We start from the raw sequence: 23388 nt of genomic DNA on the forward strand, positions 1-23388 counted from the left end.
ACACTCGACAGGCCCCCGTCAGCATCGCTGGCGGGGGCCTGTCGCATCGTCGGTCCGGTTCACTCACTGGGGTGTGCGGTGATCCACGCAGATCTCGGGGCCGGTGGCGACGCAGGATGTGCTTCCGTGGTTGCCATAGCAACCACGGAAGCACATCCTGCGTCGATCGTGGAGCGAGCCCGGCTCAGCGGATGACGCGCATGAGCGGGGGCTGCGGGGGCTCGTCCCGGGGATCGCGCGGTCGTTTCCACACCGGCACGTCGGACTGCGGATGGTGCACGTCCTGGGACGGATCGCGGAACATCCAGGTGAGCTTCGGCTCGAAGATTGGCCGGAACAGGGAGCCCACCGGCTTGGTCATCAACACGATGGCGAGGACCGCGCCGACCGCGACGCAACCGAGCACCGCGACCGCCCCATAGGGCTCGATGGTGGCCCACAGGCCGAACTGGCGGTCCAGCCAGATGATGACGAAGCCGTGCAGCAAGTACGCATAGAGCGTGCGCGAGCCGAGATCGGTCGTCCAGGACTTCGCCCGTGGGACCAGTGCCAGTGCCGACAGCGCCAGCACGAGCCCGACGGCGATCAGCAGGCCGCGGAGCAGCGCCCCCTCGAGCATCGAGACGCCGAGCTCGTCGTACCGCACACGGTAGAGCAGCCAGCGGCTCAAGACCGTCAAGTGGCTGGCGAAGGACAGGCAGAAGACCAGCGAGCTCACCAGAAGCACCACACCGATCACGCGGTACTTCAGCGTGGTCAACCGCAGGAAGAGCTCGCGGTTGAAGTGCAGGCCGATGACATAGAAGGGCAGGAAGCCCAGCACCTTGTGCAGGGCGAGGGTATTGGGGATCTCGATCATCCCCGCCGCGAGCGAGATGATGATCGAGGTCGTGATCGGGTACTTCAGGGCCCGCCAGATCGGCGTCGTGAGCCGCCAGACGAAGAGCGCGGCCAGGAACCACCCCACCCACTGCGGCGACAGGATCATCAGCCGCTCGGGGTCGCGATCGTAGTGCCAGGTCATCAGCTGCAGTGCCGTCTCGACGATCAGATAGGGCACGATCAGCGTCGAGACGATCCGGCGCACCTGGCGGAAGTCACCCACATAGTGGCGCGCCGTGTAGCCGGAGATGAGCACGAAGAAGGGCATGTGGAAGAGATAGATCCACGTGTAGAGCCCTCGCGCGGAGTCCATGACGACGAGATCGGTGAGGAAGTGTCCGATGACGACGAGCAGCATGACCCAGAACCGCGCGTTGTCCAGATAGGCGATCCGTTCGCGGGGCCCGGAACGCTCGGCATGCGGGAGAGGACTCAGTGGGGACATCGTGGTTGACTCTAGCGGTGACTTCCGAAGACGGCTCCACGACCGGAACGGGCGTCGGAGACGCGCACCGCACGCAGCGGCTCGGCGCCTATGCGGTGGTCCTGCGCGACCCCGGCGAGCTGTTGCTCACCCAGATCTCGGCCCGCGGCTATCCGGCGACGGCGTGGGCCCTCCCCGGCGGGGGAGTCGACCACGGGGAGCCGCCGGACGATGCCGTACGACGCGAGCTCTACGAGGAGACGGCTCAGCAGGCGCGCACGGTCCGTCTCGTCGATATCCACTCGCTGCACATCGTCGACCATGGCCGTGACGACCGCTACGAGGACTACCACGGTGTTCATGTGCTGTACGCCGTCGAGATCGAGCCCGGTGTCGAGCCGCGGGTCATGGAGATCGACGGCACGACCGAGGCGGCCCGCTGGGTGCCGATCGACGACATCGCCGGGCTGTGGACCCTGCCGGTCGTCGACTACGTCCTGGAGCGCCTCGACGACTACCGCTGACCTCGGGTGATCGCGCTGCCGGGGACCGATGACGATGCATCGAGGTCGTCGGGGCGACTCCAACGCATCGTCATCGGTCCGCTCCGCGACGAAAGTCGATGCGTTACGGTCGCGATAGCAACCTCAATGCATCGTCATCGGTCCGCTCCGCGAGCGTGACCTCACTGCGCCGGGGGCTCGGCGAAGAGGAAGACGTAGTTGCCGCGGGCGGAGACCACGTGCACGGCTCGCGCCGTGGTGCCATCGGGGGCCTGCGCCGTGTAGACGGCGATGACCTCGTTGAGATCGGCCACGACATCGCGTGCGGGCTCCTCGACACCGGTCGTATCGGTGATGAAGCCCTGGGCCACCGCGGCACCCTCGGTGGAACGCAGCGAGAAGGTCAATGCGAAGGCCGGGTCGCTGCCGGTCAGCAGGACGGTGTCGTCCTCGGGCGCAGACCACTCGCCGATGAGAGGACCGTCGCCTGGGGCGTCCACATCCATCTTGGGCCAGATCAGTCCCGACTCCTCGGGAGTGTCGATCGAGGGGAGATCGCCGAGTTGCTCGGACTCGGTGTTCTCCTGGCCCTCGCGAGGATCCCCGACGTAGGAGACCTCGAGCACCATCACCGGACGCTCCCGGGAGAACGCGTTTCCTGTGCGGGTCTGCACATCGCCGGGGTCGATATCGAGTTGCACGCGGACCTCGCGGTCGCCCGGCGTCGTGCCGGTGACGTCGACGGCACAGTGATCGATGCGATCGTGCTGAACGGTGCAGTACTCGCTGAGGTCGTCGGTGACGATCTCCTCATCGGGCAGCAGCGCGGCGATCTGCGCGAGCATCGCACGGGTCACGGTAGTCGGGTCCTCATCGATGCGCATCACCGAGATCACGCTGTCGGGTCGCGGCGGATCCTCCAAATCGGCGAAGGTATCGCGCTCGGGACGGACATCGGTGGGAGTCGGGGTCGGAGTGGGGCTGGCCTCCTGCTCGGGAGCCTCCTCGTCCTGAGGATCGGTCTCGTCCTCGGCTGCCTCCTCCGCCGCCTTCTCGGCCAGCACGGCTTCCAGATCAGGGCGGTAGGTGTTGATCAGATCCTCACTGCGGACCCGGGCCAGCGGACCGAGCTGCACCGCGCCGCGCGGCACGACCATGCCGTAGACGATCGGGCTCTCGGGTCCGGACTCGTGACTCTCGACGCGGTCCTCGTTCGCATCGTCCTTCGAGGACGCGGAGGCCGTCGGGTTCGGGGAGGGGGACCCCGGATCGCAGGCGGTCACCGCCACCAGTGCAGCGAAAACGCCTGCGGCGACGGTCAGCCTGCGGTACATATCCACCTCGCGCTCGTGCTTGTTCGACTCCGCACAAGCCTAGGGGGTGTCGCATAACCGTCGACGCGCGCCGGGCGAGGTGCGCATCGCGACCTCCTGCCGCGGACGTATCCTGCAGGCACACCGGCAGTCGTCGAAGGAGCACCTGTGTCGAGCTTCGCCCCCGATCATCCCGAGTCCGTCTTCACCTACGGAGCGCCTCAGCTGAAGTTCGGGCGGGGGGCGCGACACGAGATCGCCCATGACCTCGCCCAGCTCGGGGCGCGTCGAGCGCTCGTGGTGACCGATCCGCATGTCGCCGCGACCGGTACGCCGGCCGAGCTGGTGAGCAGCATCGAGCAGTCCGGTGGCGAGGCCGTCCTCTATGACCGTTCGCGGATCGAGCCCACGGACGGGAGCCTCATCGACGCGGTGGAGTTCGCCCGCGCCGCGGCGCCCTTCGATGCCGTGATCGCCTTCGGCGGGGGCAGCAGCATCGACACGGCCAAGGCCGTCAACCTCCTGCTGACCAATGACGGCGAGCTGATGGACTACGTCAACGCCCCGGTCGGCGGTGGTCGTGCCCCGGAGCATCCGCTGCTCCCGCTCATCGCGGTCCCGACCACCACGGGCACCGGCAGCGAGAGCACCACCATCTGCGTCCTCGATGTCGTCAGCCAGCACGTCAAGAGCGGCATCTCGCATGCTCGGCTGCGTCCGGCCTTCGCGGTCGTCGACCCCGAGCTGACGATGACCCAGCCGTCCGGCGTCACCGCCGCCGCGGGACTCGACATCCTCTGCCACGCCCTCGAGAGCTACACGGCCCGTCCGTACACCTCCTATGAGCGCAAGCAAGCCCATGAGCGCGTGCCCTACTGCGGCGCCAATCCGATCGCCGATCTGTGGGCCGAGAAGTCGCTGACGCTGATGGCCGACTCCTTCCGCGCCGCGGTGCGCCATGGGGACGACGAGCGCGCACGTGAGCAGATGGCGCTCGCAGCGACCTTCGCCGGACTGGGGTTCGGCAATGCCGGGGTGCACATCCCGCATGCCAATGCCTATCCGATCGCCGGGCAGGTGCCCGAGGGATTCCGACCCCGGGGTTACGAGGCCGATCACGCGATGGTGCCGCACGGCATGGCTGTCTCGCTCACCGCACCGGCGGCGTTCGCCTTCACCTTCGATGCCGACCCGGCCCGGCACCTGCGAGCAGCTCATCTCCTCGACCCCGGCGTCCGCACCGATGACCCCGCCGAACTCCTGCCCACGGTGCTGCGCTCGATCATGCGCGATGTCGGCATCCCCAACGGACTGTCCGAAATCGGCTTCGGGGCGGACGATGTCCCGGCGCTCGTCGAGGGCACTCTCAAGCAGCAGCGCCTGCTGGCCACCGCCCCCAAGTCCGTGACCGAGGATGCCGCCGCTGCGATCCTCTCCTCGTCACTCGAGCTCTGGTAGCCGCCGCGCCTCGGTCAGCGCCGGCGGTGGGAAGATGAGCAGCGTGCGGCAGACGACGACGGAGTGGGTCTTCGCGACGCTGCGTGCCTCGATCCTGTCCGGGGAGCTGGCCGCCGGGACCCGGCACTCGGTCTACCAGCTCGCCGGAGAGCTCGGCGTCTCCCGCACCCCGGTACGCGAGGCCGTGCTGCGGTTGACCGATGCCGGCCTCGTCACCGTGGAGCGGAACCGCGGAATCCGGATCCGCGGAGTGACCGCTGAGGACGTCCGCGATGTCTTCGAGCTGCGGTTGCTCATCGAGGTCCCTGCGGCGGCCTATGCGGCCGGTGCCGCCGCCGACGGCCTGCTCATCGAGGTGAAGGAGGCGTCTCTCCGCCTGCACGCGCTCGCGGACACCGGCGATACCGAGGCCTTCGGGGTAGCCGACCGGCACCTGCACGCGGTGATCGCGTCGGCGGTCGGTAATCGACACGTGGTCGCCGAGATCGAGCGCCTACGTGATCTGATCGCCGTCCGTGGCGCTTCCACGATCGGTCGCTCGCGTACCACGCGGGACATCGCCGGCGAGCACGATGCGATCGTGGAAGCGGTCTGCGAGGGGGAGCCGGTCGCGGCGGCGCGAGCGATGCGGGAGCACCTGGTGCGCACCGGCACGCTGCTCATGCGCCAGCTGTCCGATGGCGAGGTCGACGAGAGCTGGGCCGAACGGCTCCGGAGCCCGTCCAGCGAGTAGCATGCTACTCATGACGACTGGGCTCGCTCTCGATGTGGCCGCCGAGTTGCGGCGTGCAGGACTGAGGGATGTCGACGACTCCTCGCTCACCCGCGCGCTCTACAGCACGGACGCCTCGCTCTATCGGGTCGTGCCCAGCGTGGTGGTCAGACCTCACGGCACCGACGAGGTGATGGCGGTCGCCTCGGTCGCGGCTGCCACCGGCACGCCCATCACCGCACGTGGAGCGGGTACGTCCATCGCCGGCAATGCGGTGGGCACCGGCATCGTCCTCGACTTCAGCCGGCACATGAACCGGGTCCTGGCGGTCGATCCAGCCACCGGCACCGCAGAGGTGCAGCCGGGGGTCGTGCACGCGGTCCTCCAGAAGGCGGCGGCCCCCCATGGGCTGCGCTACGGCCCCGACCCCTCGACGCATACGCGCTGCACCGTCGGGGGGATGATCGCCAACAACGCCTGCGGCAATCGGGCCCTCGGCTACGGCCGGAGCGCGGACAACATCGCGGCGCTCGATCTGCTGACGATCGGCGGTGAGCGTTTCCAAGCGGGCCGGGACGTGCCGGTCGACTCTCCGACGCTCAGCCGGCTACGTGATCTGGTCGCCACCGATCTCGCGACGATCCGTACCGAGTTCGGCCGCTTCGGCCGTCAGGTCTCCGGCTACAGCCTCGAGCACCTCCTGCCAGAGCGGCAGTTCGACGCCGGTTCCTTCATGGCCGGCACGGAAGGGACGCTGACGCTCACGCTCGGTGCCACCGTCGACCTCGTGCGGACGCCGCGGCATCGGCATCTCGTGGTCCTGGCCTATCCCTCGATGGCGGAGGCCGCGGATGACACGCCGGCCGTGCTGCCCTTCTCGCCGACAGCTTGCGAGGGGCTGGGCGCTCGGATCGTCGAGGTGTTCCGCGCCGCCAAGGGACCCTCGTCGGTGCCGGAGCTGCCGGCCGGCGGTGGTTATCTCTATGTGGAGCTGTCCGGAGACGATCCGACCGAGCTGGCGGATCGGGGGGCGAAGGTCGTGCGCGCCGCCAGCGCTCTCGGACATCGGCACGTCACGTCCCCGGCCGAGCAGGGCGTGCTCTGGCGCATCCGCGAGGAGGGCGCGGGGCTCGCAGGACGCGCGCTGGACCGTCCGGCGCTCTCGGGCTGGGAGGACGCCGCGGTCCCGCCGGAGCATCTCGGCGCGTATCTGCGCGAGTTCGAGGCGTTGATGCGCGAGTACGACGTCCAGGGCGTGCCATTCGGGCATTTCGGCGACGGATGCGTCCACGTGCGCATCGACTTCGATCTCGATGCCGGCGGCGGGCACGCGGTCTTCCGTGACTTCCTCTTCGATGCGGCCCGCCTCGCCGCCTCGCACGGCGGCTCCTTCTCCGGGGAGCACGGCGATGGTCGGGCCCGATCCGAACTGCTCCCGCTCATGTACTCGCCCGAGGCGATGGCGTTGCTCGGCCAGGTCAAGCATCTCTTCGACCCGGACTCGTTGCTCAATCCCGGTGTCCTCGTCGACCCGCGGCCACTCGACGCCGATCTACGCGGCCAGCACCGGACGTGGGACCTCGGGATGCCCTCCGCGCGACCGGGCGGCCTGCGCCTCGTGCACGATGAGGGCAGCTTCGGTGCGGCGGTGCATCGCTGCACGGGCGTCGGCAAGTGCCTCGCCGCCAATCAGGCGAGCGGCGGTGTCATGTGCCCGTCCTTCCAGGCGACCCGCGACGAGAAGGACTCCACCCGTGGGCGTGCTCGGGTGCTCCAGGAGATGGTTGACGGTCGTCAGGTGACCGGTGGCTGGAGCAGCCCGGAGGTCCATGAGGCCCTCGACCTCTGCCTGTCCTGCAAGGGGTGCCTGAGCGACTGTCCTACTGGCATCGACATGGCCACCTACAAGGCCGAGGTGCTGCATCAGACGTATCGAGGTCGCCGCCGCCCCCGCAGCCACTATCTGCTCGGCCGGCTGCCGTTCTGGGCGAGGATCGGTGCTCCGTTCGCCCGTCTCACGAATCTTGCGCTGCGCGTGCCGGGGATCGTGCACCTCGCGCGCTGGCTGGCCGGGGTCGACCAGCGGCGGAGTCTGCCGCGGTTCGCGACCCGGACGCTCACCCGCGAGCTCGGTGATCGCACCGGCGGTCCCGGTGGCAAGCGGGTACTGCTGTGGGCCGACTCGTTCACCGAGTACTTCTCCACCGCCTCGGGCCGCGCCGCGGTCGACGTGCTGGAGCGGGCGGGCTACACGGTCGAGCTGCTCGAACGACCGCAGTGCTGCGGTCTCACCTGGATCAGCACGGGGCAGCTCGACACCGCCCGCGAGCTGGTGGGCCGCGCCGTGGAGCAGCTGCACGGCTACGTGGCGGGCGGCGTGCCGGTCGTGGGCCTGGAGCCGTCGTGTCTGGCGGTGTTGAGATCGGATGCCGTGGAGCTGCTGGACGATCCGCGGGCGGCCGAGGTGGCCGGGGGAGTGTTCACCCTCGCCGAGCTGCTCTCGCGCGATGAGGAGTGGGAGACGCCCGATCTCACCGGTCGCACCGTCGTGGTCCAGCCGCACTGCCACCACGCCTCGGTCCTCGGCTTCGATCCCGATCTCGCTCTGCTGGAACGCATGGGCGCGACGGTCACCCGGCTCGGGGGATGCTGCGGGCTGGCGGGCAATTTCGGTGTCGAGAAGGGGCACTACGAGGTGTCGGTCGCAGTGGCCGAGACCGAGCTGTTGCCGGCGCTGCGCGAGGCCCCGGCCGGGGCGATCGTGCTCGCCGACGGGTTCAGCTGCCGCACGCAGATCGACGACCTCACCGACGTCCGCACCATGCACCTGGCCGAGCTGCTGGCTGGAGAAGCGATGTGAGTCGAGCACGAGACGTGCGTGGCAGTGCCGAGGCCGGACCGCTGAGGTAGCTGGCCCACCGTCGTCGAATACGAGTCAACGGCGACCGGACCATATCGTCTGCTCACGGGAATGGCCCCCGCGCGCTGGGGTCATTGGGGTGACCACGTAGACTGGCATCCGGTGACGGGTACCGCGATTTTGACCCGTCTCATCGCCTCCGGTAGGCTATTGCGCTGTGCCTGATTCCTATCAGGCCGACGCGTGTGCCCGGCGATGAAGAAGTGTGTCACCAACGCCCGCGTCACCCTTTCAGGCAACAACATCGGTCAGCAGAAAGAAGCATGTAGTGCCCACGATCAACCAGTTGGTCCGCAAGGGTCGTGAGACCAAGGTGGCCAAGAACAGCACGCCAGCTCTCAAGGGTTCGCCCCAGCGGCGAGGCGTGTGCACCCGCGTGTACACCACCACGCCCAAGAAGCCCAACTCGGCGCTGCGCAAGGTTGCTCGTGTGCGTCTCTCCAGCGGAACCGAGGTCACTGCCTACATCCCCGGTGAGGGCCACAACCTCCAGGAGCACTCCATCGTGCTCGTGCGCGGTGGTCGTGTGAAGGACCTGCCGGGTGTTCGTTACAAGATCATCCGCGGCTCGCTCGACACCCAGGGCGTCAAGGGCCGCAAGCAGGCTCGCAGCCGCTACGGCGCGAAGAAGGAGAAGAGCTGATGCCTCGTAAGGGCCCCGCTCCCAAGCGTGCCATCGAGACCGATCCGGTCTACGGCAGCCAGCTGGTCACCCAGCTGATCAATAAGGTCCTCCTGGACGGCAAGAAGCAGGTCGCTCAGCGCATCGTCTACGGAGCGCTCGAGGGCACCCGCGAGAAGACCGGCACCGATCCGGTCATCACCCTCAAGCGCGCGCTCGACAACGTCAAGCCGAGCCTCGAGGTCAAGAGCCGTCGCGTCGGTGGCGCGACCTACCAGGTCCCCGTCGACGTCCGTCCGGCCCGTCAGACCACGCTCGCGCTGCGCTGGATCATCAAGTACTCCGGCGAGCGTCGCGAGAAGACGATGTCCGAGCGTCTGATGAACGAGCTCCTGGACGCCAGCAACGGCCTCGGCGCCAGTGTCAAGAAGCGCGAGGACACCCACAAGATGGCCGACGCCAACAAGGCCTTCGCCCACTACCGCTGGTAATCGCCATTCCGGTGCGGTTCCACCGCGCCGCACCGGCCACCTGCTCCGCAACCAAGGAAAGCACCCAACCCGTGGCAACAGATATCACCACTGATCTCAAGCGCGTCCGCAATATCGGCATCATGGCGCACATCGATGCCGGTAAGACGACCACGACCGAGCGCATCCTCTTCTACACCGGCATCACCTACAAGATCGGTGAGGTGCACGACGGTGGCGCCACCATGGACTGGATGGAGCAGGAGCAGGAGCGCGGCATCACCATCACGTCGGCCGCGACGACCTGCTGGTGGAAGAACAACCAGATCAACATCATCGACACCCCCGGGCACGTCGACTTCACCGTCGAGGTCGAGCGCTCGCTGCGCGTCCTCGACGGCGCGGTCGCGGTGTTCGACGGTGTCGCCGGTGTCGAGCCGCAGTCCGAGACCGTCTGGCGTCAGGCCGACAAGTACGGCGTTCCGCGCATGTGCTTCGTCAACAAGCTCGACCGCACCGGTGCCTCCTTCGATTTCTGCGTGAAGACCATCCGCGAGCGCCTCGGCGCGACGCCGCTGGTCCTGCAGCTGCCGATCGGCGCGGAGGCGGACTTCATCGGCGTCGTCGACCTCGTCGGCATGCGCGCCCTCACCTGGCGCGGCGAGACGACCATCGGCGAGGACTACGAGATCGAGGAGATCCCGGCCGATCTCGCCGATCGTGCCGCCGAGGCCCGTGAGGCGCTCCTGGAGACCCTCGCGGATGTCGACGACGAGATCGCCGAGCTGTACCTCGAGGGCGAGGACATCAGCGTCGATCAGCTGAAGGCCGCGATCCGTCGCGCCACGCTGTCGACCGCCCTCAACCCCGTGCTGTGCGGCACCGCCTTCAAGAACAAGGGCGTCCAGCCCCTGCTCGACGCGGTCGTCGACTTCCTGCCCTCGCCGATCGATGTCGGCGATGTCAAGGGTCACGACGCCAAGGACGAGTCGATCGAGGACTCGCGTCCCCCGTCGGAGGACGCCCCCTTCGCCGGCCTGGCCTTCAAGATCGCCACCGACCCGCACCTGGGCAAGCTGACCTTCGTGCGCGTCTACTCCGGTCGTCTCGAGTCGGGCACGCAGGTGCTCAATGTCACCAAGGGCCGCAAGGAGCGCATCGGCAAGATCTACCAGATGCACGCCAACAAGCGCGAGGAGATCGCGTCGGTCGGCGCCGGGCAGATCGTGGCCGTCATGGGCCTCAAGGACACCACCACCGGTGAGACGCTCGCCGACTCCGCGCACCCGATCGTGCTCGAGTCGATGACCTTCCCCGATCCCGTCATCCAGGTCGCCATCGAGCCCAAGACCAAGAGCGACCAGGAGAAGCTCGGCGTCGCGATCCAGAAGCTCGCGGAGGAGGACCCGACCTTCCAGGTCCACACCGACGAGGAGACCGGGCAGACCATCATCGCCGGCATGGGCGAGCTGCACCTCGACATCCTCGTGGACCGCATGAAGCGCGAGTTCCGCGTCGAGGCGAATGTCGGCAAGCCGCAGGTCGCGTACCGCGAGACCATCAAGAAGACCATCACCGGTCACAGCTACACGCACAAGAAGCAGACCGGTGGCTCGGGTCAGTTCGCCAAGGTCGTCATCGGCGTCGCGCCCAATGGGCCCGATGCGGGCGGCGAGGGCGGCTACGAGTTCGTCAACGAGGTCACCGGCGGCCGCGTGCCGAAGGAGTACATCCCCTCGGTCGACCAGGGCGCCCAGGGCGCCATGGAGTTCGGTGTGCTCGCCGGCTACCCGATGGTGGACGTCAAGGTCACCCTCGAAGACGGCGCCTACCACGATGTCGACTCCAGCGAGCTCGCGTTCAAGCTGGCCGGCAATATGGCCTTCAAGGAGGCCGCCCGCAAGGCTGACCCGGTCCTCCTCGAGCCCATGTTCGCGGTCGAGGTCACCACGCCCGAGGACTACATGGGCGATGTGATCGGCGATATCAACTCTCGTCGTGGACAGGTTCAGTCCATGGAAGAGGGATACGGCGGAGCCAAGCTGGTCAAGGCCCTGGTTCCGTTGTCCGAGATGTTCGGCTACGTCGGCGACCTGCGGTCCAAGACCTCGGGCCGCGCCTCGTACTCGATGCAGTTTGACTCTTATGCCGAGGTTCCGAAGGCCGTGGCGGAGGAGATCATCAAGAAGGCCCGCGGCGAGTAACAGCGGACCATCCATTAAGGTGGCCTGAGGTACTCGTCCGCGGGTGACCACACGGCGTTCAATAGCAATAATCAATCCAGGAGGAGCCCCAAGTGGCTAAGGCGAAGTTCGAGCGGACCAAGCCGCACATGAACATCGGCACCATCGGTCACATCGACCACGGCAAGACCACCTTGACCGCGGCGATCACCAAGGTGCTGCACGACAAGTACCCGGAGCTGAACGAGGCATCCGCGTTCGACATGATCGACAAGGCGCCCGAAGAGCGTCAGCGCGGCATCACGATCTCGATCGCGCACGTGGAGTACCAGACGGAGAGCCGTCACTACGCGCACGTCGACTGCCCCGGTCACGCCGACTACGTCAAGAACATGATCACCGGTGCGGCGCAGATGGACGGTGCGATCCTCGTGGTCGCGGCCACCGACGGCCCGATGCCCCAGACCCGCGAGCACGTCCTCCTGGCCCGCCAGGTCGGCGTCCCCGCCATGGTCGTCGCGCTCAACAAGTGCGACATGGTCGACGACGAGGAGATCCTCGAGCTCGTCGAGATGGAGGTCCGCGAGCTGCTCAGCGAGCAGGACTTCGACGGTGACAATGTGCCGGTCGTGCGCGTGGCCGCTCACCCTGCGCTGCAGGGTGACGAGAAGTGGGCCGAGTCTGTCCTCGAGCTCATGAACGCGGTCGACGAGTACATCCCGACCCCCGAGCGTGAGACGGACAAGCCCTTCCTCATGCCCGTCGAGGACGTCTTCACCATCACCGGTCGCGGCACGGTCATCACGGGCCGTATCGAGCGCGGTGTGGTCAAGGTCAACGACACGGTCGACATCGTCGGCATCCGTGAGGACAAGCAGACCACGACCGTCACCGGCATCGAGATGTTCCGCAAGCTCCTCGATGAGGGCCAGGCGGGCGAGAACGTCGGTCTGCTCCTTCGCGGCACCAAGCGCGAGGATGTCGAGCGTGGCATGGTCGTGATCGCTCCGGGCACCACGACTCCGCACACGGAGTTCGAGGGCCAGGTGTACATCCTGTCCAAGGACGAGGGTGGCCGTCACACGCCGTTCTTCAACAATTACCGGCCGCAGTTCTACTTCCGGACCACGGATGTCACGGGTGTCGTCACGCTGCCCGAGGGCACCGAGATGGTCATGCCGGGTGACAACACCGAGATGACGGTGCAGCTCATCCAGCCGATCGCCATGGAGGACGGCCTGCGCTTCGCCATCCGCGAGGGCGGCCGCACCGTCGGCGCCGGTCGTGTCACCAAGATCCTGAAGTGATCTCGGCACGCTGATCTGCTGAACGAAGCCCCCGGGTCGATGGGCCCGGGGGTTTCGTCATGTCCAGCTCCGGGCGGTGCGTGAGCGTCGAGTAGGCGTCCATCTGAAGGACGGGGTTTGCGTGGAGGGGCCGGCAGCCCGCTGGGTGGTCAACTGTCGGCGGCTCGCAGGGTGCGCGGGGGCTTGAGCGAGTCGGGGGGCTCGGGCGGCGGACGGTCAGCTGGGCGGGTCGAGATCATCGGGGGAGATGTCCCACGCATCGGCGAGTCGGTGCAGCAGCACCTCGACCACGTGGAGCGTCAGCTCCTCGGGTGTGCGGGCGCGGGTGGTGATCGGCAGCCGGTAGATGACGATCCGATGGCCTGCACCACGCGGGTTGATGGTGCTCGTCGGGACGGCATCGGTCCAGTCGCTGGGAAGCAGCGGGGCCTCCTCGACGACGACCTCGACCGGAGGCGCGGCTGGAGGCTCTTGGTGCTGCAGACTGGCGAGGACATCGGTCACGATGAGGTCGAAGGACTGTCGGGGCGTGCGATCGGCAGGCACGCCACGCGGGGAGAGAGGTCCCGCCAACGACAGCGGCCCCCGCGGGCCGCGGCCTCGACGGTCGCGCGGACGACCAGGACGAGGACCGTGGACGGGACGGCTGGAGCCGGGCATGCGGTGAGCCTATCGCCCGCTGTCTGAGCCGCCGGATATCCTCGGGACGTGGGACCGAGACGATGCACGCGCACAGGCTGCGCACAGGCCGCCGTCGCGACGCTCACCTACGACTACGGCGACTCGGTCGTCATCCTCGGCCCGCTGGCTACCTACGCGGAGCCGCACTCCTATGACCTGTGCGCCGAGCATGCGAGCCGTCTCTCCGCCCCCCAAGGCTGGCAGGTGGTGCGACTGGCGTCGGCCAGCGCCGAGCCGCCCGAGCCCTCGGTCGACGATCTCGTCGCCCTCGCTGAGGCCGTGCGAGAGGTGGGCTCCCGTCCGGTCGCCCAGGAGCCGGCCGAGTCATCCCGACCATCCCTGCGTCTCGTGAGGCCCGACCACCCGTGATCGATCCCGTACTGTCCCCCATCGTGAAGGCCTACGATGTGCGCGGACTGGCACCCGAACAGCTCTCCGAGTCCGTCGCGCGCGCCCTCGGCAGCGCCTTCGCCGACGAGGTCGGTATCAGTGACGGCCGCGGCGCGGCTGTGATTGCCCACGACATGCGCTCCTCCTCCCCGGGGCTGGCGCAGGCCGTGGGCGACGGGATCCGCTCCCGCGGGGGAGACGTCGTCGACATCGGCCTGGCCTCCACCGATGAGCTCTACGCGGCCTCCGGGCGGCTCGACCTCGCCGGCGTGATGGTGACGGCCAGCCACAACCCGGCCGAGTACAACGGCCTGAAACTGTGTCGGGCGGGGGCCCGCCCAATCGGCTTCGACACCGGGCTGCGCGCGATCGCCGAGCTCGCGAGCGAGCGCATGGACGGTGAGCCCGCTGAGCTGCTCGGAGCGCGCACCGAACGCGATTTCCTTACCGAGTACGTCGCGCTGCTGCACCGGCTCGTGCCGGTCGGGGACCGGCCCCTGGCCGTGGTGGCCGATGCCGGCAACGGCATGGCCGGTCACACCGTGCCCGCGGTCTTCGCCGGGCTTCCCGCGATCCAGCTGAGCCCCTTGTACTTCGAACTCGACGGCAGCTTCCCGAATCACGATGCCAACCCGCTGGATCCCTCCACGCTCGTCGACCTGCAGGCCGCCGTGCGCGAGCAGGGCGCCGATCTCGGGCTCGCCTTCGACGGCGATGCCGACCGGTGCTTCGTGATCGACGAATGCGGCGAGCCCGTCTCGCCCTCGGCGATCACGGCGCTCATCGCCGCGCGGCATCTCGTCGATCACCCGGGGGCCACGATCCTGCACAATGTGATCTGCTCGCGGGCCGTGCCGGAGATCGTGCGCGAGTCCGGGGGCACCCCCGTCCGCACTCCTGTCGGTCATTCGCTGATCAAGGCGGAGATGGCGCGCACAGGTGCGGTCTTCGGTGGGGAGCACTCGGGACACTTCTACTTCCGTGACTTCTACCTGGCAGATTCGGGCATGGTGGCAGCGCTCCACGTGCTGGCGGCGCTCGCCGAGACCGACCAGCCGTTGTCGGCGCTGATGGCGTCCTATGAGCGGTACACGGCGTCAGGGGAGATCAACAGCACCGTGGCGGACCAGGAGGCCGTGCTGGCGATGCTGCGCGAGCGCTACGACGGTTATGCCCTCGATGAGCTCGACGGCCTCACGGTGACCGCTGACACCTGGTGGTTCAACGTCCGAGCCTCCAATACCGAGCCGCTGCTGCGTCTCAATGTCGAGGCCGATGACGCGCCCACGATGGAGCGTGTACGCGACGAGGTGCTCGGGCTGATCCGTTCCTGACCACGAGGGGGTGGTGCGCCTCCCCGAGCCCGGGAGGCTACGCCCTAGGCTTGGACCCATGAACCTCGACCCCGCGCTCCTGGAGATCCTCGTGTGTCCCCAGTGTCGTTCCACGCTCTTCGTGGACGCCGACGCGGATGAGCTGGTGTGCAATGCGTGTGCACTGGCCTACCCGGTCCGAGACGACATCGCGATCATGCTGGTCGACGAGGCGCGTTCGCTGCCCGATTCCGCCGCGAATGCGCCCGGCTGAGCGCGGTGTCGCATAGTCTTGACACGATGACACCACGTCCAGGCGCTAGGAGTTGAGGGTGGCCAGCGAACCCGGCATCGACGAGCTGCTGACTGCCACCGAGGACCTTCTCGGCGCCGTGCGCACCGTCCCGCTGCGATTGTCGACACCCCGTGTCGACCACGCAAGGAAACTGCGCCGCGAGATCGCCGATCAGCTCTCGGATTTCGTGATCCCGCGGCTCGAGCGCCTCGACGCCCCGATGCTGGTCGTCGTCGGGGGCTCGACAGGTGCGGGCAAGTCCACGTTGGTGAACTCGATCGTCGGACGTCACGTCAGCGACTCGGGCGTGCTGCGGCCCACCACCCGCACACCGGTGCTCGTGCACCATCCCGATGATGCGGACTGGTTCGGTTCCGACCGGGTGCTCCCCGATCTCAAGCGCACCGACGAGCACGTGCAGGAGGTCTACGCGCTGCGGCAGATCAGCAGCCCGACGGTTCCGGCCGGTATCGCGCTGCTCGACGCCCCCGATATCGACTCGGTGGATACCGGCAACCGAGAGCTCGCGGAGCAGCTGTTGGCCGCCGCCGATCTGTGGTTATTCGTCACGTCGGCGGCTCGCTATGCCGATCAGGTGCCGTGGGACTACCTGCGCCGTGCCGCGGAGCGCAGCGCCTCGGTCGCGGTCGTCCTGGACCGGGCACCGGCCGAGGGAGTCGACGATGTCCGTCGCCATCTCGCACGCATGATGACCGCTCGTGGCCTCTCGGACTCGCCGCTGTTCACCGTCCGCGAGTCCCGTGTCGACGGCCGGGGGATGCTCCCCTTCGACGAGGTGGGCCAGATCGTGCTGTGGCTCCAGGATCTGGCCGCCGATCTGGTGGGACGACGCACGATCATCGCCGCCACCTTGCACGGGGCCATCCGCCACGATGTCTTCACCGCTCGCGATCTCGCCGACGAGCTCGACGAACAGATCGAGGCCGCCGATGCGTTGACCGCCGATATCGAGTCGGTCTACCGGCGTGCCTGCGGTGAGGCCGTCTCGTCGGCGACCGATGGCACGGTGCTGCGCGGTGAGGTGCTCGCCCGCTGGCAGGAGATGGCGGTCCGCGGCGAGTCGGCTGGGAATGTCGAGGCCGTCGATTCCGTGTTGGGCAGTGGCCTCGCATTCCTGCTCGTCGAGCGTGCTGAGCGTGCCGCGGAGGAGGCCGTGCGGGCGTGGGCCTCGCATCGCGCCGGCAGGGCACTCCTGGACGAGCATCAGGACCTGGGCCGTGCGGGCGCGGGCTTCGCGAGCGAGGCCGAACGGCTGAGCCGCGAGTGGCAGCAGCATGTGCGCGATCTCCTCGTCGAATGCGCTACCGAGGCGACGTCGGGGGTCATGACCTCCGCGCGCGGTGTCAGCACCGAGGGTGTGGCGCTGATGGTCGCGGTCTTCGCCGGATTCGGCGCGGTGGCCGGAGCCGAGCCGAGCATCGGGACCGCCTTCGCCGCGCAGCGGGCTCTGCAGGAGCACGTCGGCGAGGACACCGCGCGTAAGCTGGCCGACCGAGCCGCCGCGGATCTCGCCGCGCGGGTCGAGACATTGTTCGACGCGGAAGCCGAACGCTTCACACGGCTCGTGCCCGAGCCACGCTCCGTGCGATCGGCACAGCGTGACCTGCGCCGGCTGGCCAACCGGACCGATGCCGTCCGGCTGGCCGCTGATATCCGCCGAGGCACCGAGGAGGGCCTGTGAGAACGCCGTTGAAGGACCGGCTCGCGGCCCTGGAGACCGCCGTCGCGGCCGCTGAGGGACGACTGCGCGATGACCAGCTCGAGACGGCTCGAGATGCGTTGTCGCGGGCATCGGTGCGCCTCCGCAACTCCGCCGAGTACACGATCGTCGCGTTGGGCGGGGCGACCGGCTCGGGAAAGTCGTCGCTGTTCAACGCGCTCAGCGGCATCGATCTGGCCGGAGTCGGCGTCAAGCGTCCCACCACCTCGTGGACCCTCGCGTGCACCTGGGGCCCGAATGACGCCTCAGAGCTCCTCGACTGGATCGGTGTGCCGCCACGTCATCAGCTCACTCGCCAGGGTCCGCTCGGCGATGACACGGACTCGGTCTTCGACGGTCTGGTCCTGCTGGACATGCCCGATCACGACTCGGTCGTAGACGCGCATCAGCTGGAAGTCGACCGGGTGGTGGAGTTCGCCGACCTGTTCGTGTGGGTGCTGGATCCGCAGAAGTACGCCGATGCGGCGATCCACGAGCGCTACCTGCATCCGCTCTCGCGCCACCGGGAGACCACGGTCGTGGTGATGAACCAGATCGACCGGTTGAGCGAGGCCGATCGCGAGATCGCCCTGACCGATCTGCGGCGGCTCCTCGACCGCGAGGGGCTCACCGGGGTGCCGGTTATCGCGACCTCCGCCCGTTCGGGCCTCGGACTCGACCAGCTGCGGACCGAGATCGCGCGGCGCACGGCGGCCAAGGATGCCGCCTCCACACGCCTCGCGGCCGAGGCTCGCGCCGCAGCTGAGAGCCTGGAGAGGGCCGGGGGCGCGGCATCGCCGCGGGGCCTGCAGAGTGGTGACCGCGAACGCCTCGTCGACGCCCTGCACGGGAGCACCGGCGCCCATCAGCTCGCCGAGGCTGCGGGTGCGGCGCATCTGCGAGAGGGGACCGCCGCGACACAGTGGCCGCCGCTGAGACTCCTATCGCGGGGATCGCGGACCTCCTCGGAGGACGCCGATGAGAACGAGCTGCGTCCCGCTCCGGTCGAGGAGGCCCGTGCGGAGCTCGCCATCCGCGAGGCCGCGGAGTCGGCCATGCAGGGTGCCGCGGAGCCGTGGCGGGTGTCCATGGTCCGGGCGGCATCGGGCAGCGGCGGTACGGTCAACCGCATCGATGCCGCCGTCCGCGCGGTCGACCTGCGTCCGTCCCTGACGTCCGGCTGGTGGCGGATCGTCGCCGTGGCGCAGTGGGTGCTGCTGGCCGCCTTGGTCCTCGGGCTCGGCTGGCTCCTGCTGGGTGCCGTCGGTGTGGTGGGCGCGGGGCCACGGCTGATCGGGCTGCCGCCCGGCGTGTGGATCGCCGTGCTCGGGGCCGTCGGGGGCTTGGTGGTGACATTGGTGGCCCGCTCCTCGGTGCGAGCCTCTGCGCGGCGCCGTGAGCGGGAGGTGGAGCAGCGCCTGCGCGATGTCGTGGTCCAGGTGGTCGATGAGGAGCTCGTCGGTCGGATGGAGTCCGAACTCGCCGCCTATGAGCGCTTCCGCACCGGTCTACGGGACGCGATCGGCTGACCCGCCCCACACTTCACGGGTTGGTGACGGGCCGGGGGACGTGATCGCGGGGGGCTCGCTAGGCTGGAACGACCATGGCTGAGTACATCCTGACACTGCGCAATGTCCGCAAGGCCCACGGCGACAAGGTCGTCCTCGACAATGTCACCCTCTCGTTCCTCCACGGGGCGAAGATCGGCGTCGTCGGCCCCAATGGCATGGGCAAGTCCACCCTGCTCAAGCTCATGACCGGACTCGAGCAGCCCAATAACGGCGATCTCGTCCGCGACCCGGATGCGACCGTCGGCATGCTCCAGCAGGAGCCTCCGCTGACCGAGGGCAAGACGGTCCTGGAGAATGTCGAGGAGGCCGTCGGCGAGATCAAGGGGAAGCTCGACCGGTACAACCAGATCAGCGAGGAGCTCGCCGATCCGGATGCCGACTACGACACCCTCCTCGCCGAGATGGGTGATCTGCAGACCGATCTCGACGCGAGTAACGCGTGGGAGTTGGACTCGCGTCTCGACCAGGCGATGGATGCCTTGCGCTGCCCGCCGCCCGATACCCTGGTCGACCACCTCTCCGGTGGTGAGCGCCGTCGAGTGGCCCTGTGCAAGCTGCTGCTCCAGCAGCCCGACCTGCTGCTCCTCGACGAGCCCACGAACCACCTGGATGCCGAGTCGGTCCAGTGGCTCGAGGGTCACCTGAAGAACTACCCGGGCGCCGTCCTGGCCGTGACCCACGACCGGTACTTCCTCGACAATGTCGCCCAGTGGATCGCCGAGGTCGACCGCGGTCAGATCCACGGCTACGAGGGCAACTACTCCACCTATCTGGAGACCAAGAAGGAACGTCTCAAGATCGAGGGCCAGAAGGACGCCAAGCGCGCCAAGATGCTCGAGAAGGAACTCGAGTGGGTGCGGTCCAATGCCAAGGGGCGTCAGGCCAAGAGCAAGGCGCGTCTCGCTCGCTACGAGGAGCTCGCCGCGGAGGCCGAGAAGGCACGCAAGATCGACACCACGGATATCAACATCCCCCCGGGACCGCGTCTCGGCGATGTGGTCCTGGAAGCCGAGGGGCTCACCAAGGGCTTCGAGGGCCGCACGCTCTGGGATGGCATCTCCTTCTCGCTGCCGCGCGCCGGCATCGTCGGCATCGTCGGTCCCAATGGCGTCGGCAAGACCACGCTGTTCCGGATGATCACGGGCTCGGAAGAGCCCGATGGCGGCTCGCTCACCGTCGGGCAGACGGTCAAGATCAGCTATGCCGATCAGACCCGCGCCAATATCGACCCGAACAAGAATGTGTGGGAGGTCGTCTCGGAGGGCCTGGACTTCATCAAGGTCGCCAACTTCGAGATGAACAGCCGTGCGTATGTGGCATCCTTCGGCTTCAAGGGATCGGATCAGCAGAAGAAGGCCGGGGTGCTCTCGGGCGGCGAGCGCAATCGCCTGAACCTCGCCCTGACACTGAAGCAGGGCGGCAACATGCTGCTGCTCGATGAGCCCACCAATGACCTGGATGTCGAGACCCTGTCGGCTCTGGAAGATGCGCTGCTCGACTTCCCCGGCTGTGCCGTGGTCACCTCCCACGATCGCTGGTTCCTGGACCGCGTGGCGACCCACATCCTCGCGTGGGAGGGCACTGACGAGGAGCCGGGCAATTGGTTCTGGTTCGAGGGCAACTTCGCCTCCTATGAGGCCAACAAGATCGAGCGGCTCGGTGCCGAGGCCGCCCGCCCCCACCGCGTCACGCACCGCCGTTTGACCCGCGACTGAGAGCTGTGGTGACCCCAGCGGCGCTTGCGCCGTTTGACCCGCGACTGAGAGCTCGGGCGATCAATGGGCGGTGGGTTACGCACCTCTCGGCCGTGCTGAGGGGTGCGCAAGTCACCGCTCAGGCGCGGAGGGGAGGGGTGCGGGATCACTCACCTGCCGAACCCGTGTTCGCGACCGTGCTCGATCGGCTGTATGGCGGCGAGCGCGACGATCGCACCCTCGCGCTGCTGACCTGAACGGGCGTCTGGGCGAGATCAGAAGGTGCGGCCGCCGAGCTGGGCGCTGATGCGCTCCATGATGCGGCCGAGTGCGGCGAACTCATCGGGGGTGGAGTTGTCGAGCAGGTAGGTGTGGACGCCCCGGACATGGGTGTGCGCGGCATTGGCGAGCACGGCGAATCCGTGGTCGGTCAAGGTGGCCGTGACGCCGCGGCCGTCGGTGCTGCACTGATCTCGTCCGACGATGCCGGCCTTTTCCAGACGAGCGATCGTGTGGGTGATGCGGCTGCGCGAGTGGGCGACGAGGGCCGCGAGCTCGGCCATCCGGATGGAGCGTGCGGGAGCCTCCGAGAGCCGCACGAGGATCTCGTATTCGGACATCGAGAGACCATGTTCCCGGCGCAGATCGCGGTCGAGCTGATCCATGAGCACGGTCGAGCCGCCCAGGAAGGAACGCCACACCTCCTGCTGCTCGCGGGACAGCCACGGGGTGTCGTTGACCTCGGTCAGTTCGAGGTCGACGCTGGGAGACTCGCTCATGCCGCTCTCGCCTGGGGGAAGAGCACGATAGGCCGACGGCGGCATTCGTCGGTGCTGATGGTTCGCTCGCTGCGCTCGCTCATGTGATTCAGTTTACGGGAAACAACACTTGATTGAAAGTTCAACTAATGGGTATCGTGTCACCCATAGCCAGCTCGGCGTCCAGATTTCTTTCAAGGAGACAGCATGACCACCACCGTGACCCCCGGTACCTGGAAGCTCGACCCCGCCCACACCGAGATCGGTTTCCAGGTGCGGCACATCATGAGCAAGGTCCGGGGCAAGTTCGAGACCTTCGAGGGCACCCTCGTCACCGAGGCCGACCCGACGGCATCGCGCGTCGAGGTCTCGGTCGATCTCAGCTCGATCAACACCGGTGCCGCCGACCGTGATGCGCACCTGCGCTCCGCCGACTTTTTCGAGGTCGAGAGCTACCCGTCGATGACCTTCGTCAGCACGGGCGTGCAGCAGAAGAGCGATGACGAGTTCATCGTCACCGGCGACCTGAGCATCAAGGGCGTGACCAAGCCGCTCGAGCTCGAGGTCGAGTTCCTCGGTGAGGGTGGCGACCCGTGGGGCGGCACGCGCGTGGGCGTCGAGGCCAAGGGCGAGATCAGCCGCAAGGAGTTCGGCATCGACTTCAACATCCCGCTCGAGGGCGACAAGGTGATGATCGGCGACAAGATCACGCTGCAGATCGTCGCCGAAGCGGTCCTCCAGTCCGGCGAGTGACCTGAGGCCTCCCAATCGCGACGTAGCGAGCCCCCGCAGGGTCACCCTGCGGGGGCTCGACGCATTCCGGACAATCGGCGGCGCGCGGCCAGCGGCTCGCTGAGCGGCAGCTCCCAGGGGATCCGGCGGTGGGCATCGAGCAACTCGTCGAGGCGGCGGGCGAGGTCCTGGGGCATCGGGGTGATACGCCGGGTGGTCAGGTCGACGAAGGCCTCGATGAACTCGCTCGTGCTGGCGACCTTGCCGGTCGTCCGGTCCGCGAGGATCGTCATGCCGTGGATGATCTTGTCCGATCGGTCGAGGACCCGCCAGTGCACCGAGACGTCGTGGCCGATCAGAATCTCCGAGGAGAAGCGGATGTGCTGGGTGAGGCTGAAGGTGCCCTCGCCTCGTCCGGCGCGCGCCTCATCCAACCCCAGTTCCCCGGTGAAGGCGGCCTCGGCGCCCTCCATGTGCAGCGTGTAGTGGTGCTTGACATTGACGTGACCGTTGAGGTCCTCGAACTCGGGTGGCACGATCCGGCGGCGGATGATGCCGAGCTCGTCGAGCTGCCCAATGGTGGGGGTGTCGGTCACGGCGGCTCCTCGAAGGCGTGATGATGTGATGTCGGTCTCACGACACCGAGGGTATCGCAGGTATTGACGTCAGCGTCAAGGGGTGGTGGCGCCGACCAGGGACATCGCCAGGTCGGCATAACGGAAACCCAGCGCCAATGGGGTGTGCGGCGACTCGTGACGGTACCAGCGGGCGATGTCGATGCAGTTCGACAGCAGCAGGATCTTCATCCACTCGATATCGGCGATCCGGAAGACGCCCTCGTCTACGCCGGCCTGCAGGATGCGGCGCATGTGCTCCTCGACGCCGCGGCGTAGCCTCCAGACGTCGGCGAAGCGGCGATCGTGGTGGAGTCGCATCTCGTACTCGATCGTGCGCGAGAACGTGTTCATCTCGGCATTGAAGGTGGCGAAGGAGGCGACCCCAATCCGCAGCTTGCTGGCGGGGTCGGACACCAGGTCGGCGGGCTCGTTGAAGGCCCCGGTGGACGTCTTGTGACCCTCGAGGGCGATGTGGTGGAAGAGCTCGACCTTCGACGAGAAGTGGATGTACACCGCCGCCGGGCTCATCTCGGCTCGCGCGGCGATCGCCCGCGTGGAGGCTCCGTGGTAGCCCAGTTCGGCGAAGGCGAGCGTGGCTCCGATCAGGATCTTGCGGGAAGGTCCGCTGGCCCGCTCGGCCCAGTAGCGTTCGATCACCTCGACCGCCTGCGGCTCGAGCTCGAGGGCCGCCGGGGCGGTCGGCGTCGCGTCGCTGCTCATGGCCGTCATTCTCGCCGATCACCGGCTCCTTGCCCGTCGTGACCCGGTGTGATGCGCTCACCCGGCCCGGCACGCGGACCTTTGGGAGATCGCTGAGACTAAG

General features: G+C 67.9%; 21 protein-coding genes. 15 read left to right on the forward strand and 6 right to left on the reverse strand.

Features of this window, described 5'->3' with window-relative positions:
* Nucleotides 1-184 precede the first annotated feature (184 nt).
* Nucleotides 185-1327 (reverse strand): acyltransferase family protein, encoded by a 1143-nt coding sequence (locus BHE97_RS03740; protein WP_087622688.1) that lies wholly within the window; start codon nt 1325-1327, stop codon nt 185-187.
* Nucleotides 1328-1344: 17 nt separating this feature from the next.
* On the opposite strand from BHE97_RS03740, the gene BHE97_RS03745 reads away from it, so the two are divergent.
* Nucleotides 1345-1830 carry an NUDIX domain-containing protein gene (locus tag BHE97_RS03745; protein ID WP_170931242.1) on the forward strand — a complete coding sequence of 162 codons (486 nt, stop codon included), beginning with the start codon at nt 1345-1347 and terminating at the stop codon, nt 1828-1830.
* A gap of 161 nt (nt 1831-1991) precedes the next feature.
* Here the strand turns inward: BHE97_RS03745 and BHE97_RS03750 are convergent, their stop codons facing one another.
* Entirely contained in the window at nt 1992-3143 is a 1152-nt protein-coding gene (locus BHE97_RS03750) for a hypothetical protein (RefSeq protein ID WP_140399951.1), read from the reverse strand.
* A gap of 147 nt (nt 3144-3290) precedes the next feature.
* Between BHE97_RS03750 and BHE97_RS03755 the strand changes: the two genes are divergently transcribed.
* From BHE97_RS03755 to tuf, 7 genes are all read left to right on the forward strand, one after another.
* Complete coding sequence (locus tag BHE97_RS03755; protein WP_087622690.1) at nt 3291-4580, forward strand: hydroxyacid-oxoacid transhydrogenase; 1290 nt, start codon at nt 3291-3293, stop codon at nt 4578-4580.
* A gap of 34 nt (nt 4581-4614) precedes the next feature.
* Nucleotides 4615-5313, forward strand: a complete 699-nt coding sequence (locus BHE97_RS03760; protein WP_170931243.1) for a GntR family transcriptional regulator — start codon at nt 4615-4617, stop codon at nt 5311-5313.
* 10 nt (nt 5314-5323) lie between these two features.
* Nucleotides 5324-8152: an FAD-binding and (Fe-S)-binding domain-containing protein gene (locus tag BHE97_RS03765; RefSeq protein ID WP_343286112.1), complete on the forward strand. Its 2829-nt coding sequence runs from the start codon at nt 5324-5326 to the stop codon at nt 8150-8152.
* Between the two features lie 328 nt (nt 8153-8480).
* Nucleotides 8481-8855 (forward strand): 30S ribosomal protein S12, encoded by a 375-nt coding sequence (gene rpsL, locus BHE97_RS03770; protein ID WP_087622693.1) that lies wholly within the window; start codon nt 8481-8483, stop codon nt 8853-8855.
* The gene (rpsG, locus tag BHE97_RS03775; protein WP_087622694.1) at nt 8855-9325 is read left to right on the forward strand and encodes a 30S ribosomal protein S7; all 471 of its coding nucleotides are present in this window, start codon (nt 8855-8857) and stop codon (nt 9323-9325) included. The genes rpsL and rpsG overlap by 1 nt, the downstream gene beginning before the upstream one ends.
* A 71-nt stretch (nt 9326-9396) precedes the next feature.
* Nucleotides 9397-11508 (forward strand): elongation factor G, encoded by a 2112-nt coding sequence (gene fusA / locus BHE97_RS03780; RefSeq protein WP_087622695.1) that lies wholly within the window; start codon nt 9397-9399, stop codon nt 11506-11508.
* Between the two features lie 92 nt (nt 11509-11600).
* On the forward strand, nt 11601-12794 hold the full coding sequence (tuf, locus tag BHE97_RS03785; RefSeq protein ID WP_087622696.1) for an elongation factor Tu: 1194 nt from the start codon (nt 11601-11603) through the stop codon (nt 12792-12794).
* Between the two features lie 216 nt (nt 12795-13010).
* Here tuf and BHE97_RS03790 read toward each other — a convergent pair whose 3' ends face one another.
* Nucleotides 13011-13454 (reverse strand): metallopeptidase family protein, encoded by a 444-nt coding sequence (locus tag BHE97_RS03790; RefSeq protein WP_087622697.1) that lies wholly within the window; start codon nt 13452-13454, stop codon nt 13011-13013.
* Nucleotides 13455-13502: 48 nt separating this feature from the next.
* Here BHE97_RS03790 and BHE97_RS03795 point away from each other — a divergent pair, with 48 nt between their 5' ends.
* From BHE97_RS03795 to ettA, 6 genes are all read left to right on the forward strand, one after another.
* Entirely contained in the window at nt 13503-13844 is a 342-nt protein-coding gene (locus tag BHE97_RS03795; protein ID WP_087622698.1) for a DUF3499 domain-containing protein, read from the forward strand.
* Nucleotides 13845-13864: 20 nt separating this feature from the next.
* Entirely contained in the window at nt 13865-15199 is a 1335-nt protein-coding gene (locus BHE97_RS03800) for a phosphomannomutase/phosphoglucomutase (RefSeq protein WP_236757514.1), read from the forward strand.
* A gap of 58 nt (nt 15200-15257) precedes the next feature.
* Nucleotides 15258-15452, forward strand: a complete 195-nt coding sequence (locus tag BHE97_RS03805) for a Trm112 family protein (protein ID WP_087622699.1) — start codon at nt 15258-15260, stop codon at nt 15450-15452.
* 58 nt (nt 15453-15510) lie between these two features.
* On the forward strand, nt 15511-17175 hold the full coding sequence (locus BHE97_RS03810; protein WP_087622700.1) for a dynamin family protein: 1665 nt from the start codon (nt 15511-15513) through the stop codon (nt 17173-17175).
* Nucleotides 17172-18722: a GTPase gene (locus BHE97_RS03815; RefSeq protein ID WP_087622701.1), complete on the forward strand. Its 1551-nt coding sequence runs from the start codon at nt 17172-17174 to the stop codon at nt 18720-18722. Before BHE97_RS03810 ends, BHE97_RS03815 begins: the two co-directional genes overlap by 4 nt.
* A 74-nt stretch (nt 18723-18796) precedes the next feature.
* A complete protein-coding gene (gene ettA, locus BHE97_RS03820) occupies nt 18797-20479 on the forward strand; it encodes an energy-dependent translational throttle protein EttA (RefSeq protein ID WP_087622702.1) in 1683 nt (560 codons plus the stop codon).
* Between the two features lie 254 nt (nt 20480-20733).
* Here the strand turns inward: ettA and BHE97_RS03825 are convergent, their stop codons facing one another.
* Nucleotides 20734-21237, reverse strand: coding sequence for a MarR family transcriptional regulator (locus tag BHE97_RS03825; protein ID WP_087622703.1), 504 nt, complete (start codon nt 21235-21237; stop codon nt 20734-20736).
* Nucleotides 21238-21423: 186 nt separating this feature from the next.
* Between BHE97_RS03825 and BHE97_RS03830 the strand changes: the two genes are divergently transcribed.
* Nucleotides 21424-21969: a YceI family protein gene (locus BHE97_RS03830; RefSeq protein WP_087622704.1), complete on the forward strand. Its 546-nt coding sequence runs from the start codon at nt 21424-21426 to the stop codon at nt 21967-21969.
* A 41-nt stretch (nt 21970-22010) separates the two neighbouring features.
* Here BHE97_RS03830 and BHE97_RS03835 read toward each other — a convergent pair whose 3' ends face one another.
* Both BHE97_RS03835 and BHE97_RS03840 read right to left on the reverse strand, forming a co-directional pair.
* A complete protein-coding gene (locus tag BHE97_RS03835; protein WP_170931244.1) occupies nt 22011-22544 on the reverse strand; it encodes a thioesterase family protein in 534 nt (177 codons plus the stop codon).
* Nucleotides 22545-22619: 75 nt separating this feature from the next.
* Nucleotides 22620-23285, reverse strand: coding sequence for a TetR/AcrR family transcriptional regulator (locus BHE97_RS03840; RefSeq protein WP_170931245.1), 666 nt, complete (start codon nt 23283-23285; stop codon nt 22620-22622).
* Nucleotides 23286-23388: the final 103 nt, after the last annotated feature.

The sequence above is a fragment of the Aeromicrobium sp. PE09-221 genome (genome assembly GCF_002174305.1).
In the GTDB taxonomy this organism is placed as follows: Bacteria; Actinomycetota; Actinomycetes; order Propionibacteriales; family Nocardioidaceae; genus Aeromicrobium.